Below are 15,104 nucleotides of genomic sequence, written 5' to 3'. Positions count from 1 at the left end.
GCGTCGTGTTGCCGCGCTTTCACCGTCGGCTCTCGGCCCGGGACGGCCGATGAGGGTCGGTGCGTACATGCGCACGTATCCCTTGCAGGCCGAACAGGATGAGAAGCTCCACCACGCCGCCGTCGGCGCTGCCCAGCCAGTGGGGCAAGGACGTGTCGAACTCGGCCGCCTCACCGGGTGGCAGTGTCAGGTCGCGCTCGCCGATCACGAGTCGCAGGCGTCCGTTGAGCACGTAGAGCCATTCGAAGCCTTCGTGGGTCTGCGGGGTCGGTTCGAGTGGTTCCGGCTCGGCGGGGATGATCATCTTGAACGCGTGCACACCGCCCGGTCGCCGGGACAGGGGCACGAACGTCATGCCGAACCGCCTGATCGGCTTGAGGTGGATCCGGGGGTCGCCGGTGCGCGGGGCACCGACGAGGTCGTCCAGCGGAACGTCATGGATACGGGCCAGTGGGAGCAGCAGTTCCAGGGTCGGCCGGCGCTGCCCGCTCTCCAGCCGGGACAGGGTGCTCTCCGACACGCCGGTCCTCGCCGCGAGGTCGGCGAGGGTGATGCCGCGGTCACGACGCAGCGCACGAAGCCGCGGCCCCACCGCGTCGAGTACGTCGTCGTCCGTCTTGAGATCCATGAGGCCCACCTTGCCATTACCGCAAGATTTCGTGCCAGGTCGTGGTGGGCCTGGCAAGACTGAGCGCCTACCGACACAAGGAGTTCTGATGAGCACCACCGATGCGGTCGCGTTCTGGGACGGCGTCTACGCGGCCCGGCCTACGGTCGGCGACCCGCGGCCGAATGCCCGCCTCACCGAGACGGTGACGGGCCTGCCGCCCGGTGACGCGTTGGACCTCGGATGCGGTCACGGCGGCGACGCGCTGTGGCTCGCCGGTCAGGGGTGGCGGGTCACCGCCGTCGACATCTCGGCCGTGGCGGTCGAGCGGCTCGCCGCCCTCGCCCTCTCACACGGTCTGAGCGACCGCGTCACCACCGTGCGGCACGACGTGCACACATCTTTCCCGCCCAGCGAATTCGACCTGATCTGCGCCCACTACCTGCACACCCCCTTCGACCTGGACCGGGCAACCGTCCTGCGCTCGGCCGCGCACGCACTGCGGCCGGGCGGGCGGCTGCTGGTCGTCGATCACGGCTCGGCCGCGCCGTGGTCGTGGGACCAGGATCCCGATACCCGGTACCCGAGCCCGCAGGAGGTCGCCGCCGGTATCGATCTGGCCCCGGAGACATGGACGGTCGAGCGGGCCGACGCACCCCGCCGGATCGCGACCGGCCCCGGCGGGCAGACCGCCGAGGTCACCGATCACATCCTCCTCGTCCGCCGCACCGCCTGACGCGGTGGCCCGGCGCCCCCGGCGGAGGAAGGGGGCCACGGTGCTCAGCACCAGCGCCACAGCGGAACCGTTTCCACGCAAACGCATTGAACCACTTGGCCGTTCGGCCCGTGGCGAGTGGTGAGGGCGTGCCCCCGCACGTCTCCACCCGATCGGACCCGACTTCCAGAAGCTCCGCGGTTTGAGTGGCGCGCAGCTCTCCACGTTCGACGCAGGTGACCACAAGAGAGGTTTTCGCTATGGGAGAGGTCGCGCAAAACTGGCCGAACAAGGACACGTCCGGGGTACTCGCGGCGGACTCGCCCGTTACAAACCTCAAGGCCCCCACCGCGAAGACGCGATTATGGAGCGTGGAAGGCGACGGGGAAACTCCCCTGCCGGACGACACCTCGTGGGGCGCATCCCAGGCGATACCGGCCCTGGCGGACCTACGGGCCTGCATCGACGCCGTGTTGACGGAATTCCTGCGTGAGAAGGCGGCTGCCGCCGAGCGGGAGCACTTGCCTGCCTCATTCGTTCAGGCTGTGGCCGGCTTCCTGGCCGCCGGCGGAAAGCGACTGCGGCCGCTGCTGTGCGTCACCGGTTGGCACGCCGCTGTCGGCGAGCGGACCCCGCCAGCGGCCGTCATCCGTGTGGCGGCCGCGCTGGAGATGTTCCACGCCTTCGCTCTGATCCACGACGACGTCATGGATCAGAGCTCGATCCGTCGCGGAGAGCCGACCGTGCACCGCGCGCTGGCCGGTCAGCGCATCGCGTCGGGTGACAGTCCCGAGTCGGCCGAGTGGTTCGGGGTCGGTGCCGCTGTCCTGGTCGGCGATCTCGCGCTGACCTGGTCCGACGAACTCATCCACACCGCGGGGCTCACACCCGACGAGCTCACCGGTCTCCTGCCCCTGCTCGATGTGATGCGCTCGGAGATCATGTACGGGCAGTACCTGGATCTCGCCGCCACCGGTTCTCCCACCGACGACGTCGAGCGGGCCCTGACCATCGCGCGCTACAAGACCTCCAAGTACAGCATCGAGCGCCCCCTGCACATCGGCGCCGTCCTCGCCGGGGCCGACGACGACCTCCTTGACGCGCTGACCGCCTACGCGCTGCCGCTCGGCGAGGCGTTCCAGCTCCGCGACGATCTGCTTGGCGCATTCGGGGACCCCGCCGAGACCGGGAAGCCGCGAATGGACGACCTGCGCGACGGTAAACACACCGCGCTCGTCGCTCTCGCTCTGCGTACCGCTTCGGCGGACTCCGCTGACCTGCTGCGCGATCTGCTCGGCCGGGCGGACCTCACCGACGCTCAGGCCGAGCGGGTCCGGGCCGTTCTGATCGAGAGCGGTGCCCGGACCGGTATCGAGGACATGATCGCCCAGCACCGGGACAGCGTCGAAAAGCTGCTGTCCAACCCTGGTTCGATCCACCCGGGCGCCCTGCCCGTCCTGCGCTGCTTGGCGGAGTCCGCCACCCAGCGCAGCGTGTGACACAGGCCCGCATCCGTTACCACCTCCATCGTCGAAAGCAGGAGCCCATGACGGACATCGACACCGTACCGACCGCGCCGAGAGCGCTTCCTCTGCTCGGCCACAGCTTGCCTTTGCTCAGGAACCCGCAGGAGTTCCTGGGTTCTCTGTCGCCTGTCGGCGATCTCGTGCGTATCCGGGTGGGCCCCATCGGAATGGTCGTGGTCTGCGACGCGGACCTCACCCAGCAGGTTCTCCGCGACGACCGCACATTCGACAAGGGCGGGGTGCTCTTCGACCGCGTCCGCGAAGTCCTGGGCAACGGTCCGGGGTCCTGCCCGTACCAGGGGCACCGACGGCTGCGGCGGCTGCTTCAGCCCGCGTTCCACGGCGCCCGGCTGCCTGCTTACGCCGAGGTGATGAGCAGCCATGTCGAGGAAGTGGTGAACTCCTGGCACGACGGGCAGGTCGTGGACGTACCCGGCGAGATCATGAAGGCCACCAACAGGATCCTCATGACCGCCGCCTTCTCGGACACCTTGGCCGACGAGACGCTTCAGCAGATGATCAGCGATGTCGCGGTCGTCTTCGAAGGCTTCTACCGGCAGATGTTCATGCCGGCGTGGCTGACCCGGCTCCCGGTGCCGGGGAACCGCTCGTTCCTCAAGGCGAAGGAACGCCTCACCACGACAACCCATGAGATCATCACGCGTCGTCGTGAAAGCGGCGTCGACCACGGCGATCTGCTGTCCGCCCTGGTGTCCGCCCGTGATGCGGAAAGCAGCAACCAACGCCTCAGCGACGACGAGATCTCGGACGCGGTCATCTCGTTCCTGTTCGCCGGAGGTGAGTCGTCGGCGACCGTTGTCGCCTGGGCACTTCACGCTCTCGGGCAGAACCCGGAGGCGCAGCGCCGGTTGCATGAGGAGGTCGACGAGGTCCTCGCCGGACGGACGGCCACCTACGACGACGTGTCCCGGCTGGAATACACCGACCGCGTCATCAAGGAGACGCTGCGGCTGTACTCACCCGGTTGGTTCCTGACGAGGAAATCGACCGCGGACGCCAGCTTGGGGAAGCACCGGATTCCCGCCGGCACCACCATTGCCTACAGCCCCTACATCGTTCACCGCAGCGCTGAGCACTTCACTCGGCCCACCGCCTTCGACCCCGACAGGTGGGACCCGTCCAACGGCAATGAGCTGCCGCCCCGCGATGCCATGGTCCCGTTCGGCAGCGGGGCACGCAAATGCATCGGGGACAAGTTCGCCATCATCGAGGCGGTCATCACCCTGGCGACCATCGTCGCCCGGTGGAAGCTGGAACCGGTGCCGAATGTCAAGGTCAGGCCCGCCCTGGGAAGCGTGATGACTCCGCGCCGGCTCCCCATGCGCCTTGCCGCCCGGAATCTCATAGCTCACTGATATCCGCCGACACCGGCGACCGCGCAGGACGCGTGAGGAGTCCATCATCAACATGGGAAAAATCGGGATACAGCCGCGACTTGAGTCACTGGCACAATTACGGCACAGCCTGACGCAAGGGGAAGGGGCCACGGAAAGCCCACACTACGAGGAAGTGCGAAACAGCGACTTCTACCCCCGCGTCTTCGCGCACTGCCGTTTCCCCCGGAGTGAGGAGCCGAGGATCATCGCCGCGGACTATGTGCTCTGTGCGGCGCTGTGCTGGCCGGCCTGCGGCCGTGAGGCGTTATGGGATTTCTCGGCGATAAGTCTGCTCTTCGTCGAACGCGACGACGTCATCGACGCGGACGGTGACCACGATGTGCGCGGGATGCTCAAGGCATGCATCACGGACGCGGAGTCGGCCTTCACCACCACGAACGAAGAACGCTTCGGTCCGCTGATGAAGGTCATCTGGGATCGGCTGCGCGGCTACGTCCCACCCGGGCAGCTGGACCGCCTCACCAGGACGGTGGATGACTATTTCCACGGCTGTCTCGAGACCGCCGAACGGCGCACGGCCGCGGAAAGTTACGAGGATCTTGACGCATACCTGCGGGCGCGACGCCGCACCATCGGGCAGGCCATCGACCACATCCTCATCGAGATCAGCCTGGGTATCGACCTTTCCGCCGAATGCGAGAACCCACTTCTTCGGTCCCTCCACACATGTGACCTCGACCGGGTCATCCTCCTGCAGGATCTCCAGTCCTTGCACAAGGAGATCCTGGCCGGTGAGGGGGAGGAAAACGCCGTCAGCGTCATCGCCCGCAGCCGGAACATCACCACGATGGAGGCCGCTCAGCTGACGATCGACCGCTTCCAGGCCACCATGGACCGGCACGCCGAGCTGTCCGCCCAGCTGATCAAGGAAACCGGCAGCAGCACCATCTCCTCGTACGTGAACGGGATGAACCGATTCGTCGCCGGACTCATCGCCTGGAACGCGAGGTCCCCGCGGTACGGCGGACACAGCGCATGAGCTCACGCCCGCCGCCGGGCCGGACGGCCGCCTGCGATGCCTTCAGTCCAAGGCGCCCCGCTGCCGCAGATAGTTCTGCCCCGTGGTGGTCTTGAGCCACTCCGTGGCCATGGCCAGCAGAGCCGCGTCAGCGGGCACCGCCAGGCTCAGCCCCGTCGCGTGCTCGACGGCTTGGAGCCGGTTGCGCACCGTGTTGCGGTGCCGGTACGTACGGTCGGCGACTTCGGTGACGGAGCCGAGCGCGAGGTAGTGCCGCAGTGTCTCGATCAGGCCTTCGTGATCACGCACCGCCATCAGCGGAGCGAGCACATCGCGGGCCATGACACCGGTGAGCTCCTCGTCGCCCGACATGATCGCGCCGATCCAGTGGCGCCGGATGGGGCGCAGCCCGGGGACGGCATCGCTTCGGATCGCCGCGCGGGCCAGCCGTACGCCGCGAGGCGTACCCGCCAAGCCGTCGACGTCGACGGTTCCGCACCTCCAGGCCCCCAGCGGGGTGAGGTGGTCGTGAACGGCCCCGCTGGAGCGACGGCCTCGGTTGATCACTCCGAGCAGCTCGTCGCCGAGGTAACCGAAGTGACAGGGGAGGTTGGCCCGCCTCAGCGCCTGATGACAGTCGGCAAGGGATCGGTCACTGGTGGGGACTCCCTCGGCCACGAGGACCACCAGGGGGGCATCGACCGGAATGCCGAGCTTGGCCGAGGCATCGGCCACGACGGCGGTGTCCCGCTCGCCTTCCAGCACCAGGCGTTCGAAGGCGCGGCTGCGGACTTGCAGGCGATGACTCGTGAGATCGCGTTCCGCGCGGTGGTAGGCGTCGACGACCTCGACGCTGTTGGTGTCCGTCGCTTCCCAGACCAACAGCAGACCATCGAGGAACCCCGGGTCGCCGGCGAGGCCCCGTTTCCGGCCCTCCTCGACGAACGCCTCCCACAGCACCCGGAAGTCCAGCTGGAACGAATGCACCAGCGCCGGAAGAGGAAAGCCCTGCTCAGCGCGCTGGCGGCCGACATCTGAGGTGGCTCGGGCGACGTCCGGAGGGACAGCGTCTCCGGACAGCCGGGTCAAGGCGAGTTCGAGAGTCCGCCGCATACCGGCCAGCTTCACAGCGGGCTCCACAGGCATGTCCGCGTACGCCCGTTCCTGGCGGTCCAGACACGCCTGCGCATTCGTCGCCAGCTCCTCCAGACGCTCGGCGAGCAGCATCCGGGCGATCGAACGCACCGCCTCCGCGTGCCGCCCCGAAGGGTGCTCCTCTGAAATGGGCATGGTCCCCCTGGTCTCTGGCCCGGGATTGACCCCAGGACACCACTTCGACACATTTGAGCCATACGGCATCACGTCGAAATGTGGTGTCACGGGTGCGCAACCCGTCGGTAAACAGATGAGTGAAATTGTGCGTGTGCACATGGTAGGCCGGTCAAGGGTGGTCATCACATCCATTGAGCGGCGCTGTCCGGCGGTGCTCCACTGGGCTGCACTTCACCCAGGAGAGAGTTGGTGTTCACATGACCGCGCCCCCTCCGGCTCCCACAGCGGTCTCCGGACCGAGCCGGGCCGACCGGCCCCTCACCGGGCTCAAGCAGAACAGCATCGGTGCCGCCGGCATCGTGTTCTTCATCATCGCCGCCGCCGCGCCGCTCACCGTGGTGATCGCCCTGTTCCCCGTCATCGTGAACGCCGGGAACGGCATCGGCATCGCGGGGGCCTTTCTGGCCGTGGCGCTGGTGCTGCTGCTGTTCTCGGTCGGCTATGTCGCCATGAGCCGGCACGTCACGAACGCCGGCGCCTTCTACTCGTACGTCACCCTGGGGCTCGGCCGGCCCCTCGGCCTCGGCTCGGCGTCCCTCGCGATCTTCGGCTACAACGCGATCCAGCTCGGACTCTACGGCGGTATCGGCTACTACGCACACGAGTTGGTCCTCGATGAACTGCACATCGATCTGCCCTGGTGGGTCTTCGCCTTCATGGCGCTGGCCGCCTGTCTGGCCCTCGGCCTCAACCGCGTCCACGCGGGGGCGGTCTTCCTGGGCGTACTGCTGACCCTGGAAACCGCGGTCATCGGGGTGCTCGACGTCGCCATCCTCGTCAATTCCCGCACCCCCGTCAGCGACTTCTCCTTCGAGCCGTTCGCACCGTCGACCGTCTTCGCCGGCTCGGTGGGTGTGGCCCTGATGTTCGCGCACGCCTCGTTCATCGGCTTCGAGGGCAGTGCGATCTACGGCGAGGAGGCGCGCGATCCGAAGCGCACGGTCCCCCGAGCCACCTACATCGCGGTCGTCTTCATGGGTGTCTTCTACGCGATCACCGCCTGGCTCATGGTCAACTCCCTCGGCGTGGACAACGCGGTCCACGTGGCGAACAAGGAGTCCGGCGACCTGGTCTTCGCCGTCAGTGGCTCCGTCCTCGGCGGCTGGGCGACCCTGGCCTTCCGCGTCCTGATCATCAGCAGCATGTTCGCGGCGATCGTCACCTTCCACAACAACGTCGCCCGCTATCTCTTCTCCCTCGGCCGTCAGGGAGCCCTGCCGACGGCACTGGGCCGGTGCCACCCGACGAAGCACTCACCGTCGGCGGCCTGTGTCGTCCAGACCGTGATGGTCGGCCTGGTGGTCGCTCTCTTCGCCGCCTTCGGGCTCGACTCCTATACGGCCCTGTTCACCTGGATGACCGGCATCGGTGCCATGTCCATCATCCTGCTCCAGTTCATCGCCAGCGTCGCGGTCTTCGTCTTCTTCCGCCGCAGCACCCTCGACAAGCGCGTCTGGAACACAGTGACCGCACCACTGCTCGGCATCGCGGGCCTGCTGCCGATCCTGTACTACGCCCTGGACGGGGTGGACGTGCTGCTCGGTACGGACGGCTGGCTCGCCGTACTCCTCGTCGGACTCATGGTCCTGTCGCTGCTCGGCGGGACGGTATGGGGGCTCGGGGCCAGACGATGGAAACCCGCCATGTACGCGCGGCTGATGACTGAGGTCGGTGACCGCGACTGAGGCACGGCCGGTACCGCCTCCGTCAGGCATCGCATCAGCCCTCGGTGTGCACCGCGCACAAATCCACCGCCGAACTCACGGACTCCCGCCCATGGAGTCCCCGCCCGATCCGGCGTTGGATTCAGCCAAGCCCCTGATTCACTTCCGGACCCTGTCCCGTCCGGCCAGCCCACGAGAGTGAGACGCTTCGATGACTTCGGCCGCCCCATTCGACGCCGACCGGCAGTCCGACTCACCGGCCGTCCCCACCTTGCCGGTATCCGTCCTCGAGCGGGTGCTGGAGGGGCATTACGGCCTCACCGTCACAGGGCACGAGCCACTCGGCGGGGAGATAGACCAGAACTTCAAGGTCGTGGACGGTTCCGGGCACCCGCGCTTTGTCCGGGTGACCCACGCCGGACCCGACTCGGCCGAACTCCGCTGGCAGAACTCCCTGCTGCTGCACCTGGCCAGGACAGCCCCCGAGCTCCCGGTGCCGCAACTCGTGCCGACGACGTCGGGCGCGCTCCAGTCCGGTGTCGAACACGAGGGACAGGCGTACACGGTCCGGGTGATGACCTGGATGCCCGGCCTGGTGATGGCGGACATCGGCCACCACCCGCCCGGCCTGCTGCGAGAACTCGGCGTGATGGCCGGCCGACTGAGCCTGGGCCTGTCCGGCATGGATGGACCGGACAGCCTGGCCGAGCACGACTGGGACATGCGCCGCGCGTCCGAAGTGATCGACGGAGCGCTGCCTTCCGTGAGCGACCGGAACGACGTCACCGAGGTTCGGCGGATCATGTCCTGGTACGACGGCATCAGGCCCGCGCTGGCCACACTGCCGCACAGCGTGGTTCATCAGGACCTCAACGACGCCAACGTACTCGCCGACACCGATGAGACCGGCACGCTGCGCATCAGCGGCATCGTCGACGTCGGGGACGCCATGTTCAGTGTCCGGGCCACCGAGCTGGCGGTCGCGGCCGGATACGCGATGGTCCGCAAGGACGATCCGCTCGCCGCCGCCACCGAGGTGGTGGCCGGCTTCCAGTCGATACTGCCGCTCACCGCCGAGGAACTGGCGGTGGTGTATCCGCTGGCCGCCGCTCGTCTGTGCATGAACGCGGTCACCTGGAACCGGCGGATCGCGGAGTCGGGATCCGACTACGGGCGGACACGTATGCGGCACACCTGGCCGACCATCCGCAAGCTCGCGCGGATTCCACCAGAACTGGCCGAAGCGGCCTTCCGCGCGGCCTGCTCCCTGCCGACAGCCGAGGCGTCGCCCGCCGCCGAAGCCCTCGGGGCCGCCCTCACCGGGCTCTTCGCCGACGCCGTGCACATCGACGCACGCCCGGCCGCCGATCTCTACGACGAACTCGACTGGGACGACCGTGCCGCCGTCCGGGACGCCGTCGACACCCGCCGGGGCCACCGCCCCGGTGTCCTGGGCCACCTCGAACCCTCGTTGTTGTGGGCCGGACAGCGCGCTCCTGGCCCTCACGAGCCCGCCACCATACGCGTGGGCACGACCGTGCTGCTCGCCGCGGGCACCGAGCTCCTCTCCCCCGGCCACGGCGTCGTCGAATCCGCACCCACCGACGAACGGCCGCTCGTGCTGCGCCACGACGGCGACGACTCCGCGTCGTTCACGCTCTGGTGGCACCTCGACAGCCCCCGTCTCCCCGGCGAGACCGTCAAGGCCGGAGAGGCGGTCGGCACCGTGCGCGAAGGCGACGTCGAGCCCGGCCTGGGGGCCGGCGTACAGATCCAGATGCTCTCCTCGGCACACCTCGCCGCCTTCCCGCCGCCACGCCGCGTCGCCCCGTCCCAGCGGGCCGCCTGGCGCCGGCTGACATCGGACCCGACACCAGGACTCGGCCGGGTGCCGGAACCGGATCGGGAGCCGACCGTCGACGACGTGCTCGCCATCCGGTCCCGCCATATCGCCCGCTCCCAGCGCAACTACTACGCACGGCCGATGAACCTCGTCCGCGGACGCGATGTGTGGTTCTACGACGAGGACGGCCTGGGCTACCTCGACTCGCTGAACAACGTCACACACGTCGGTCACGCGGAACCCCGGGTCACCGCCGCGGCGCTGCGCCAGATGCGCAAGCTCAACACCAACAGCAGGTTCGTCTACCCCCAGATCGCCGGCTACGTGGAGAAGCTGACCGCCACCCTGCCCGACGCCCTGGAGGTCGTCTTCCTGGTCTGCTCGGGCAGCGAGGCGAACGACCTCGCCCTGCGCATCGCCCGCCAGGTGACCGGCCGCCGGCATGTGGTCAACATCGACGGCGCCTACCACGGCAACACCGGCGTCGTCACCGGCATCAGCCCCAACCGGTACAAGGGGCCCGGTGGTCAAGGCGCCCCTCCCACCACCCACGAGGTGGCCATCCCGGACCGCTACCGCGGCGCCTACGGATACGACGACCCGGACGCCGGTGGCAAGTACGCGCGCGACGCGGCCCGGGTGATCGAGCGCATCGACAGCGACGGACGGCGTCCGGCCGCCTTCATCGCCGAGTCGCTCATGGGATCGGCGGGCAACATCGTCTTCCCCGACGGCTACCTCGCCGGCGCGTTCGCCGCCGCGAGGCAGGCCGGTGCGCTGTGCATCTCCGACGAGGTGCAGGTCGGGGTGGGCCGCCTGGGCCCTTGGTGGGGCTTCGAACTGCAGGGAGTCGTCCCGGACATCGTGACGATGGGCAAGCCGCTGGGCAACGGCCATCCGCTGGCCGCCGTCGTGACCACCCGTGAGATCGCCGACGCCTTCGACACCGGCATGAAGTACTTCAACACCTTCGGCGGCAACCCGGTGTCCTGCGCCATCGGCGAGGCCGTACTGGACATCGTCGAGCGCGACGGGCTGCGGGCCCACGCCACCGAGGTCGGGGACTACTTCGCGCGGAGCCTGCGGCAGCTCCAGGAGACGCAGCCGCTCATCGGCGATGTCCGCGCCCGGGGGCTTTACCTCGGTGTGGAACTCGTCCGGGACCGTGCCACCAAGAAGCCGGCGACCGCGGAGGCGTTCCAGGTCACCGAGCTGATGAAGGAACGGGGCACCGTCGTCTTCCCGAACGGCGTGCATGACAACGTCCTCAAGATCAAACCCCCCATGACCTTCCGGCGCGAGCACGTGGACCTCTACGTCGAGGCGCTCGCGGAGGTTCTGTCCCTGCCCGGACTCTCCATGTCCGAAGCCGCCGTCGGCGCCGGGCCCGGCACCACGTTCCCCAAGAAGTGAGGACGCCGCTCTCATGACCACCACCGACCTGTCGATGTTCATCGCCGGAAACGCCGTCCCCGCCGTCTCCGGAAAGACCGAGGACGTGCTCAACCCGGCGACGGGCGAGACGATCGCCACCGTCCCTCTGGGCGGCAAGGAGGACGTCGACCGCGCCGTCGCCGCCGCGGACGCCGCCTTCTGGGGCTGGGCGGAGACCCCTCCGGCGGAACGCGCCCGGCCCCTGCTGCGCCTGGCCGACCGGGTGGAGGAGCACGCCGAGGAGATCGCCGCCCTGGAGTCGGCCAACGTCGGCAAGCCCCTGCACATCGCCCGGGAGGAAGTGGACTTCGCGGTCGACAACTTCCGATTCTTCGCCGGCGCCGCACGCGTCCTGGAGGGCAAGGCGGCCGGCGAGTACTCCCCCACCCACACCAGCTTCATCCGCCGCGACCCCCTGGGCGTCGTAGGCAGCGTGGCTCCGTGGAACTTCCCGCTGGTCATGGCCGTATGGAAGATCGGCCCCGCGCTGATGACGGGCAACACCCTGGTCCTGAAACCGAGCGAGCAGACCCCGCTGACCGCGCTCAGGCTCGCCGAGCTCGCGGCCGACCTCTTCCCCGAGGGTGTGCTCAACGTGGTCACCGGGCACGGCGACACCGTGGGCGCGGCCATCACCGGGCACCCCCGCGTACGGATGACCTCGCTGACCGGGGACACCTCCACGGGAAAGCGAGTCGCGGTCGCCGCGAGCGGCAACCTCAAGCGTCTGCATCTCGAGCTCGGGGGCAAGGCACCGGTCCTCGTCTTCGAGGACGCCGACATCGAACTCGCCGTCCGCAAGATCCGCGAGGGCGGCTACGGCAACTCCGGCCAGGACTGCATGGCCGCCTCCCGCGTCTACGTGGCCGAATCGATCCACGACGACTTCGCATCCGAACTGGCGAAGGCGGTCGCGGACATCAGGATGGGCGACCCACGGCTGCCCGCCACCGAGATGGGACCGGTGATCTCCCAGGCCCATCGGGACCGGGTCGCGGGCTTCGTCGACCGGGCCCTGGAGGAGGGACACGCCGAACTGGCGGTCGGCGGCCCGGCCGACGGCCCCGGCTTCTGGTACAGGCCCACGCTGCTCGTCGGCGCGCCGCAGCGTTCCGAGATCGTGCAGAGGGAGGTGTTCGGACCGGTCGTCACCACCACGCCCTTCGCCGACGAGGAGCAGGCGCTCGCCTGGGCCAACGACATCGAGTACGGGCTGGCCGCCTCCGTCTTCACCTCCAGTGTGTCGCGCTCCATGCGGGCGGCCCGCCGGCTTCAGTTCGGCACGGTGTGGATCAACGAACACCTGCCCATCGTCTCCGAGATGCCGCACGGCGGCTTCAAGCAGTCGGGGCACGGCAACGACATGTCGATGTACTCGCTGGAGGAATACACCGAGATCAAGCATGTGATGGTCAACCTCGTGGAGGGCTGACGGCCACCGGCCGCGCCGACCGTATCCGCTCCCCGTCCCTCTCATCCTCATCCAAGGAATCCGATGGCACAGCCCACCCCCGACGGCCGCGCTCTGGTCGTCAACATGTTCCGAATGCGCCCCGGCATCCCGCCGGACCGGTTCGCGGAGTTCTCGGCCACCGTCGACCAGCCCCTGTGCCTGGCCCACTCGGACATCGTCACGCGTTTCGACGCCTTCCGGGTCGCGGGCCCGACCGGGGAGGCGGTCGGCGCCGACATCGTCGAAGTGATGGAGCTCAGCGACTGGAACGCCTGGGTGCGGGTCCGCGACCACCATCCGTCGCTCCGCCCGGTGATGTCCGGATTCGACGAGCTCGTCGACCCGGCGTCCGTCCGCTCCTCGTTCGTCGTCCCGATCCTGAGGGGGCAGTAACCATGCCGCAGTCCTACGACGCCATCGTCATCGGAGCCGGTCACAACGGGCTGATCTCCGCCAACTACCTCGCCCGAGCGGGCAAGCGGGTGCTCGTCCTCGAAGCCCGTGACGTCGTCGGCGGTGCGTGCACGACCGAACGGCTCATCCCGGGATCCGAGTCCCGATGGTCCTCGTGCGCGTTCATCGCCGGCCTGCTCCGCCCCGAGATCATCAACGACCTCGACCTGGAACGCCACGGCCTCGAGATGTACCAGACCGAGGCCATGGAGGTCGTCATCTTCGAGGACGGCAGCCATATGTTCATGTGGAAGGACATCGACCGCACGCTCAAGGAGCTGGAGAAGTTCTCCAAGGCCGACGCCAGGTCGTTCCTCGACTTCGGTCTGCGTGTCAAGCAGTTCGCCTCGATCATCACCCCGTTCCTGATGCGGCCGCCGACAAGCCGTTCCGAGGTGCTGCGGGCCTTCGAGGAGGCGGGCTGCGAGGACCTGTTCGACGAGTTCGTGCTGTCCTCCACCAAGGATCTGCTCGACCGCTACTTCGAGTCCGAACACATCAAGGGCCTGTTCACCTTCTTCGGCATGATCTCGGTCTGGGGCGGACCGTCGACGCCGGGCACCGGATACGTCTACGGACACCATTCCGTCGGCGAGTTCAAGGGACACCTGGGCCAGTGGGGCCTGGTCAAGGGCGGCATGGGCGGCATCACCCAGGCCATGGCCCGCGCGGCCGAGGCACACGGCACCGAGGTACGGCTCAGCGCCCCCGTCGAGGAGGTGCTGGTCTCCGGCGGACGGGCCCGCGGTGTGCGGCTCGTCTCGGGTGCGGAGATCCTCGCACCGGTCGTCCTGTCCAATGCCGACCCCGCCCGCTCCATGCTGAAGCTCCTGCCCAAGGGCACTCTCAAGCCCTCGCTGGAGAAGGCGGTCGGCGCCTACGACAACCGGGGCTCGATGGCCCGGATCCACCTGCTCATCGACGAACTCCCCGAGTACGTGGGCTTCCCCGCCGGCAAGGGACCGCAGCACGAGGCGCAGCAGATCATGGGTGCCTCGGTCGAGAACTTCGAGCTGGCGTGGGAGGCACAGCGGCGAGGTGTCCTCCCCGAGGAGTACGTCATCGAGGCCATGATCCAGTCGACGACGGACCCCGGCCTGGCACCGGAGGGCCTGCACACCATGACGCTCGGCGTGCAGCAGTTGCCTTTCGAGCTGTCCGGCACCACCTGGGACAAGGCCAGGGACGAGTTCGCGGACGCGGTGCTGGAGAACCTGTACCGCTACGCGCCCAACCTGCGCGGACACATTCTGGACCGGGTCGTGATCACCCCGCTGGACCTCGACCGCGACTACGGTCTGACCGGCGGCAACATCTTCCACGGCGCGATGTTCCTGGAGCAGCTCTTCGGCAGCCGCCCCACGCCGGAACTCGCGGACTACCGCACACCGGTGAAGGGCTACTACTTGTGCGGCTCCGGAACCCATCCGGGCGGCGGCGTCATGGGGGCGAACGGCCACAACGCCGCGAAGGTCGTGCTCGACGACCTCGCGGGCCGTACGCCGGGCAAGGCGGCACCCGCCCGTACCGCCTCGCACCGCTCGGTGCCGGATGTCGTCATGGGCACGAGGCTCGGGCGTGAGGTCGGCTACCTGGCCGCGCGGCAGCCCGCGCTGCGCAAGGTGATCAAGCTCTTCACCCGCAGTGGCAACTGAGCCCACGGCATGTCACAGGCGTACAAGTTTCCCTGCCTCCAAAGGA

11 protein-coding genes are annotated in these 15,104 nt (G+C 68.4%); 9 read left to right on the top strand and 2 right to left on the bottom strand.

The features are described 5' to 3' along the window. Positions 1 to 19: 19 nt before the first annotated feature. Positions 20 to 628 (bottom strand): helix-turn-helix domain-containing protein, encoded by a 609-nt coding sequence (locus J2Z30_RS42450; protein ID WP_044580264.1) that lies wholly within the window; start codon positions 626 to 628, stop codon positions 20 to 22. Positions 629 to 716: 88 nt separating this feature from the next. On the opposite strand from J2Z30_RS42450, the gene J2Z30_RS42445 reads away from it, so the two are divergent. The 4 genes from J2Z30_RS42445 to J2Z30_RS42430 all read left to right on the top strand — a co-directional run bounded on the left by J2Z30_RS42445 (position 717) and on the right by J2Z30_RS42430 (position 5,245). After that, on the top strand, positions 717 to 1,343 hold the full coding sequence (locus J2Z30_RS42445; RefSeq protein WP_044580263.1) for an SAM-dependent methyltransferase: 627 nt from the start codon (positions 717 to 719) through the stop codon (positions 1,341 to 1,343). Positions 1,344 to 1,582: 239 nt separating this feature from the next. Then, positions 1,583 to 2,821 carry a polyprenyl synthetase family protein gene (locus J2Z30_RS42440; protein WP_078957174.1) on the top strand — a complete coding sequence of 413 codons (1,239 nt, stop codon included), beginning with the start codon at positions 1,583 to 1,585 and terminating at the stop codon, positions 2,819 to 2,821. Between the two features lie 47 nt (positions 2,822 to 2,868). Then, the gene (locus tag J2Z30_RS42435; RefSeq protein WP_044580262.1) at positions 2,869 to 4,224 is read left to right on the top strand and encodes a cytochrome P450; all 1,356 of its coding nucleotides are present in this window, start codon (positions 2,869 to 2,871) and stop codon (positions 4,222 to 4,224) included. Between the two features lie 154 nt (positions 4,225 to 4,378). Next, positions 4,379 to 5,245 (top strand): terpene synthase family protein, encoded by an 867-nt coding sequence (locus J2Z30_RS42430; RefSeq protein WP_044580261.1) that lies wholly within the window; start codon positions 4,379 to 4,381, stop codon positions 5,243 to 5,245. A 42-nt stretch (positions 5,246 to 5,287) separates the two neighbouring features. Here J2Z30_RS42430 and J2Z30_RS42425 read toward each other — a convergent pair whose 3' ends face one another. Then, the gene (locus J2Z30_RS42425; protein ID WP_209469065.1) at positions 5,288 to 6,514 is read right to left on the bottom strand and encodes a PucR family transcriptional regulator; all 1,227 of its coding nucleotides are present in this window, start codon (positions 6,512 to 6,514) and stop codon (positions 5,288 to 5,290) included. 239 nt (positions 6,515 to 6,753) lie between these two features. On the opposite strand from J2Z30_RS42425, the gene J2Z30_RS42420 reads away from it, so the two are divergent. From J2Z30_RS42420 to J2Z30_RS42400, 5 genes are all read left to right on the top strand, one after another. Then, entirely contained in the window at positions 6,754 to 8,241 is a 1,488-nt protein-coding gene (locus tag J2Z30_RS42420; RefSeq protein ID WP_052701872.1) for an APC family permease, read from the top strand. 190 nt (positions 8,242 to 8,431) lie between these two features. Next, on the top strand, positions 8,432 to 11,476 hold the full coding sequence (locus J2Z30_RS42415; protein ID WP_044580259.1) for an aminotransferase class III-fold pyridoxal phosphate-dependent enzyme: 3,045 nt from the start codon (positions 8,432 to 8,434) through the stop codon (positions 11,474 to 11,476). Between the two features lie 13 nt (positions 11,477 to 11,489). Further along, positions 11,490 to 12,929 carry a gamma-aminobutyraldehyde dehydrogenase gene (locus tag J2Z30_RS42410; RefSeq protein ID WP_107073443.1) on the top strand — a complete coding sequence of 480 codons (1,440 nt, stop codon included), beginning with the start codon at positions 11,490 to 11,492 and terminating at the stop codon, positions 12,927 to 12,929. Positions 12,930 to 12,992: 63 nt separating this feature from the next. Next, positions 12,993 to 13,343: a RedY/HapK family protein gene (locus tag J2Z30_RS42405; RefSeq protein WP_052701871.1), complete on the top strand. Its 351-nt coding sequence runs from the start codon at positions 12,993 to 12,995 to the stop codon at positions 13,341 to 13,343. A gap of 2 nt (positions 13,344 to 13,345) precedes the next feature. Continuing rightward, on the top strand, positions 13,346 to 15,058 hold the full coding sequence (locus J2Z30_RS42400; RefSeq protein WP_044582497.1) for a phytoene desaturase family protein: 1,713 nt from the start codon (positions 13,346 to 13,348) through the stop codon (positions 15,056 to 15,058). Positions 15,059 to 15,104 lie beyond the last annotated feature (46 nt).

Origin of the sequence: Streptomyces iranensis, from assembly GCF_017874715.1 — a bacterium.
Taxonomy (GTDB): Bacteria; Actinomycetota; Actinomycetes; order Streptomycetales; family Streptomycetaceae; genus Streptomyces; species Streptomyces iranensis.
The sequence above is the reverse complement of the archived record's forward strand: the minus strand, read 5'-3'. Positions and strand labels throughout refer to the sequence as shown.

Coding starts and splice junctions, on each gene's coding strand:
- J2Z30_RS42440 (WP_078957174.1), top strand. CDS start 1,583: ATGGGAGAGGTCGCGCAAAACTGGCCGAACAAGGACACGTCCGGGGTA.
- J2Z30_RS42435 (WP_044580262.1), top strand. CDS start 2,869: ATGACGGACATCGACACCGTACCGACCGCGCCGAGAGCGCTTCCTCTG.
- J2Z30_RS42445 (WP_044580263.1), top strand. CDS start 717: ATGAGCACCACCGATGCGGTCGCGTTCTGGGACGGCGTCTACGCGGCC.
- J2Z30_RS42425 (WP_209469065.1), bottom strand. CDS start 6,514: ATGCCCATTTCAGAGGAGCACCCTTCGGGGCGGCACGCGGAGGCGGTG.
- J2Z30_RS42450 (WP_044580264.1), bottom strand. CDS start 628: ATGGATCTCAAGACGGACGACGACGTACTCGACGCGGTGGGGCCGCGG.
- J2Z30_RS42400 (WP_044582497.1), top strand. CDS start 13,346: ATGCCGCAGTCCTACGACGCCATCGTCATCGGAGCCGGTCACAACGGG.
- J2Z30_RS42410 (WP_107073443.1), top strand. CDS start 11,490: ATGACCACCACCGACCTGTCGATGTTCATCGCCGGAAACGCCGTCCCC.
- J2Z30_RS42405 (WP_052701871.1), top strand. CDS start 12,993: ATGGCACAGCCCACCCCCGACGGCCGCGCTCTGGTCGTCAACATGTTC.
- J2Z30_RS42415 (WP_044580259.1), top strand. CDS start 8,432: ATGACTTCGGCCGCCCCATTCGACGCCGACCGGCAGTCCGACTCACCG.
- J2Z30_RS42420 (WP_052701872.1), top strand. CDS start 6,754: ATGACCGCGCCCCCTCCGGCTCCCACAGCGGTCTCCGGACCGAGCCGG.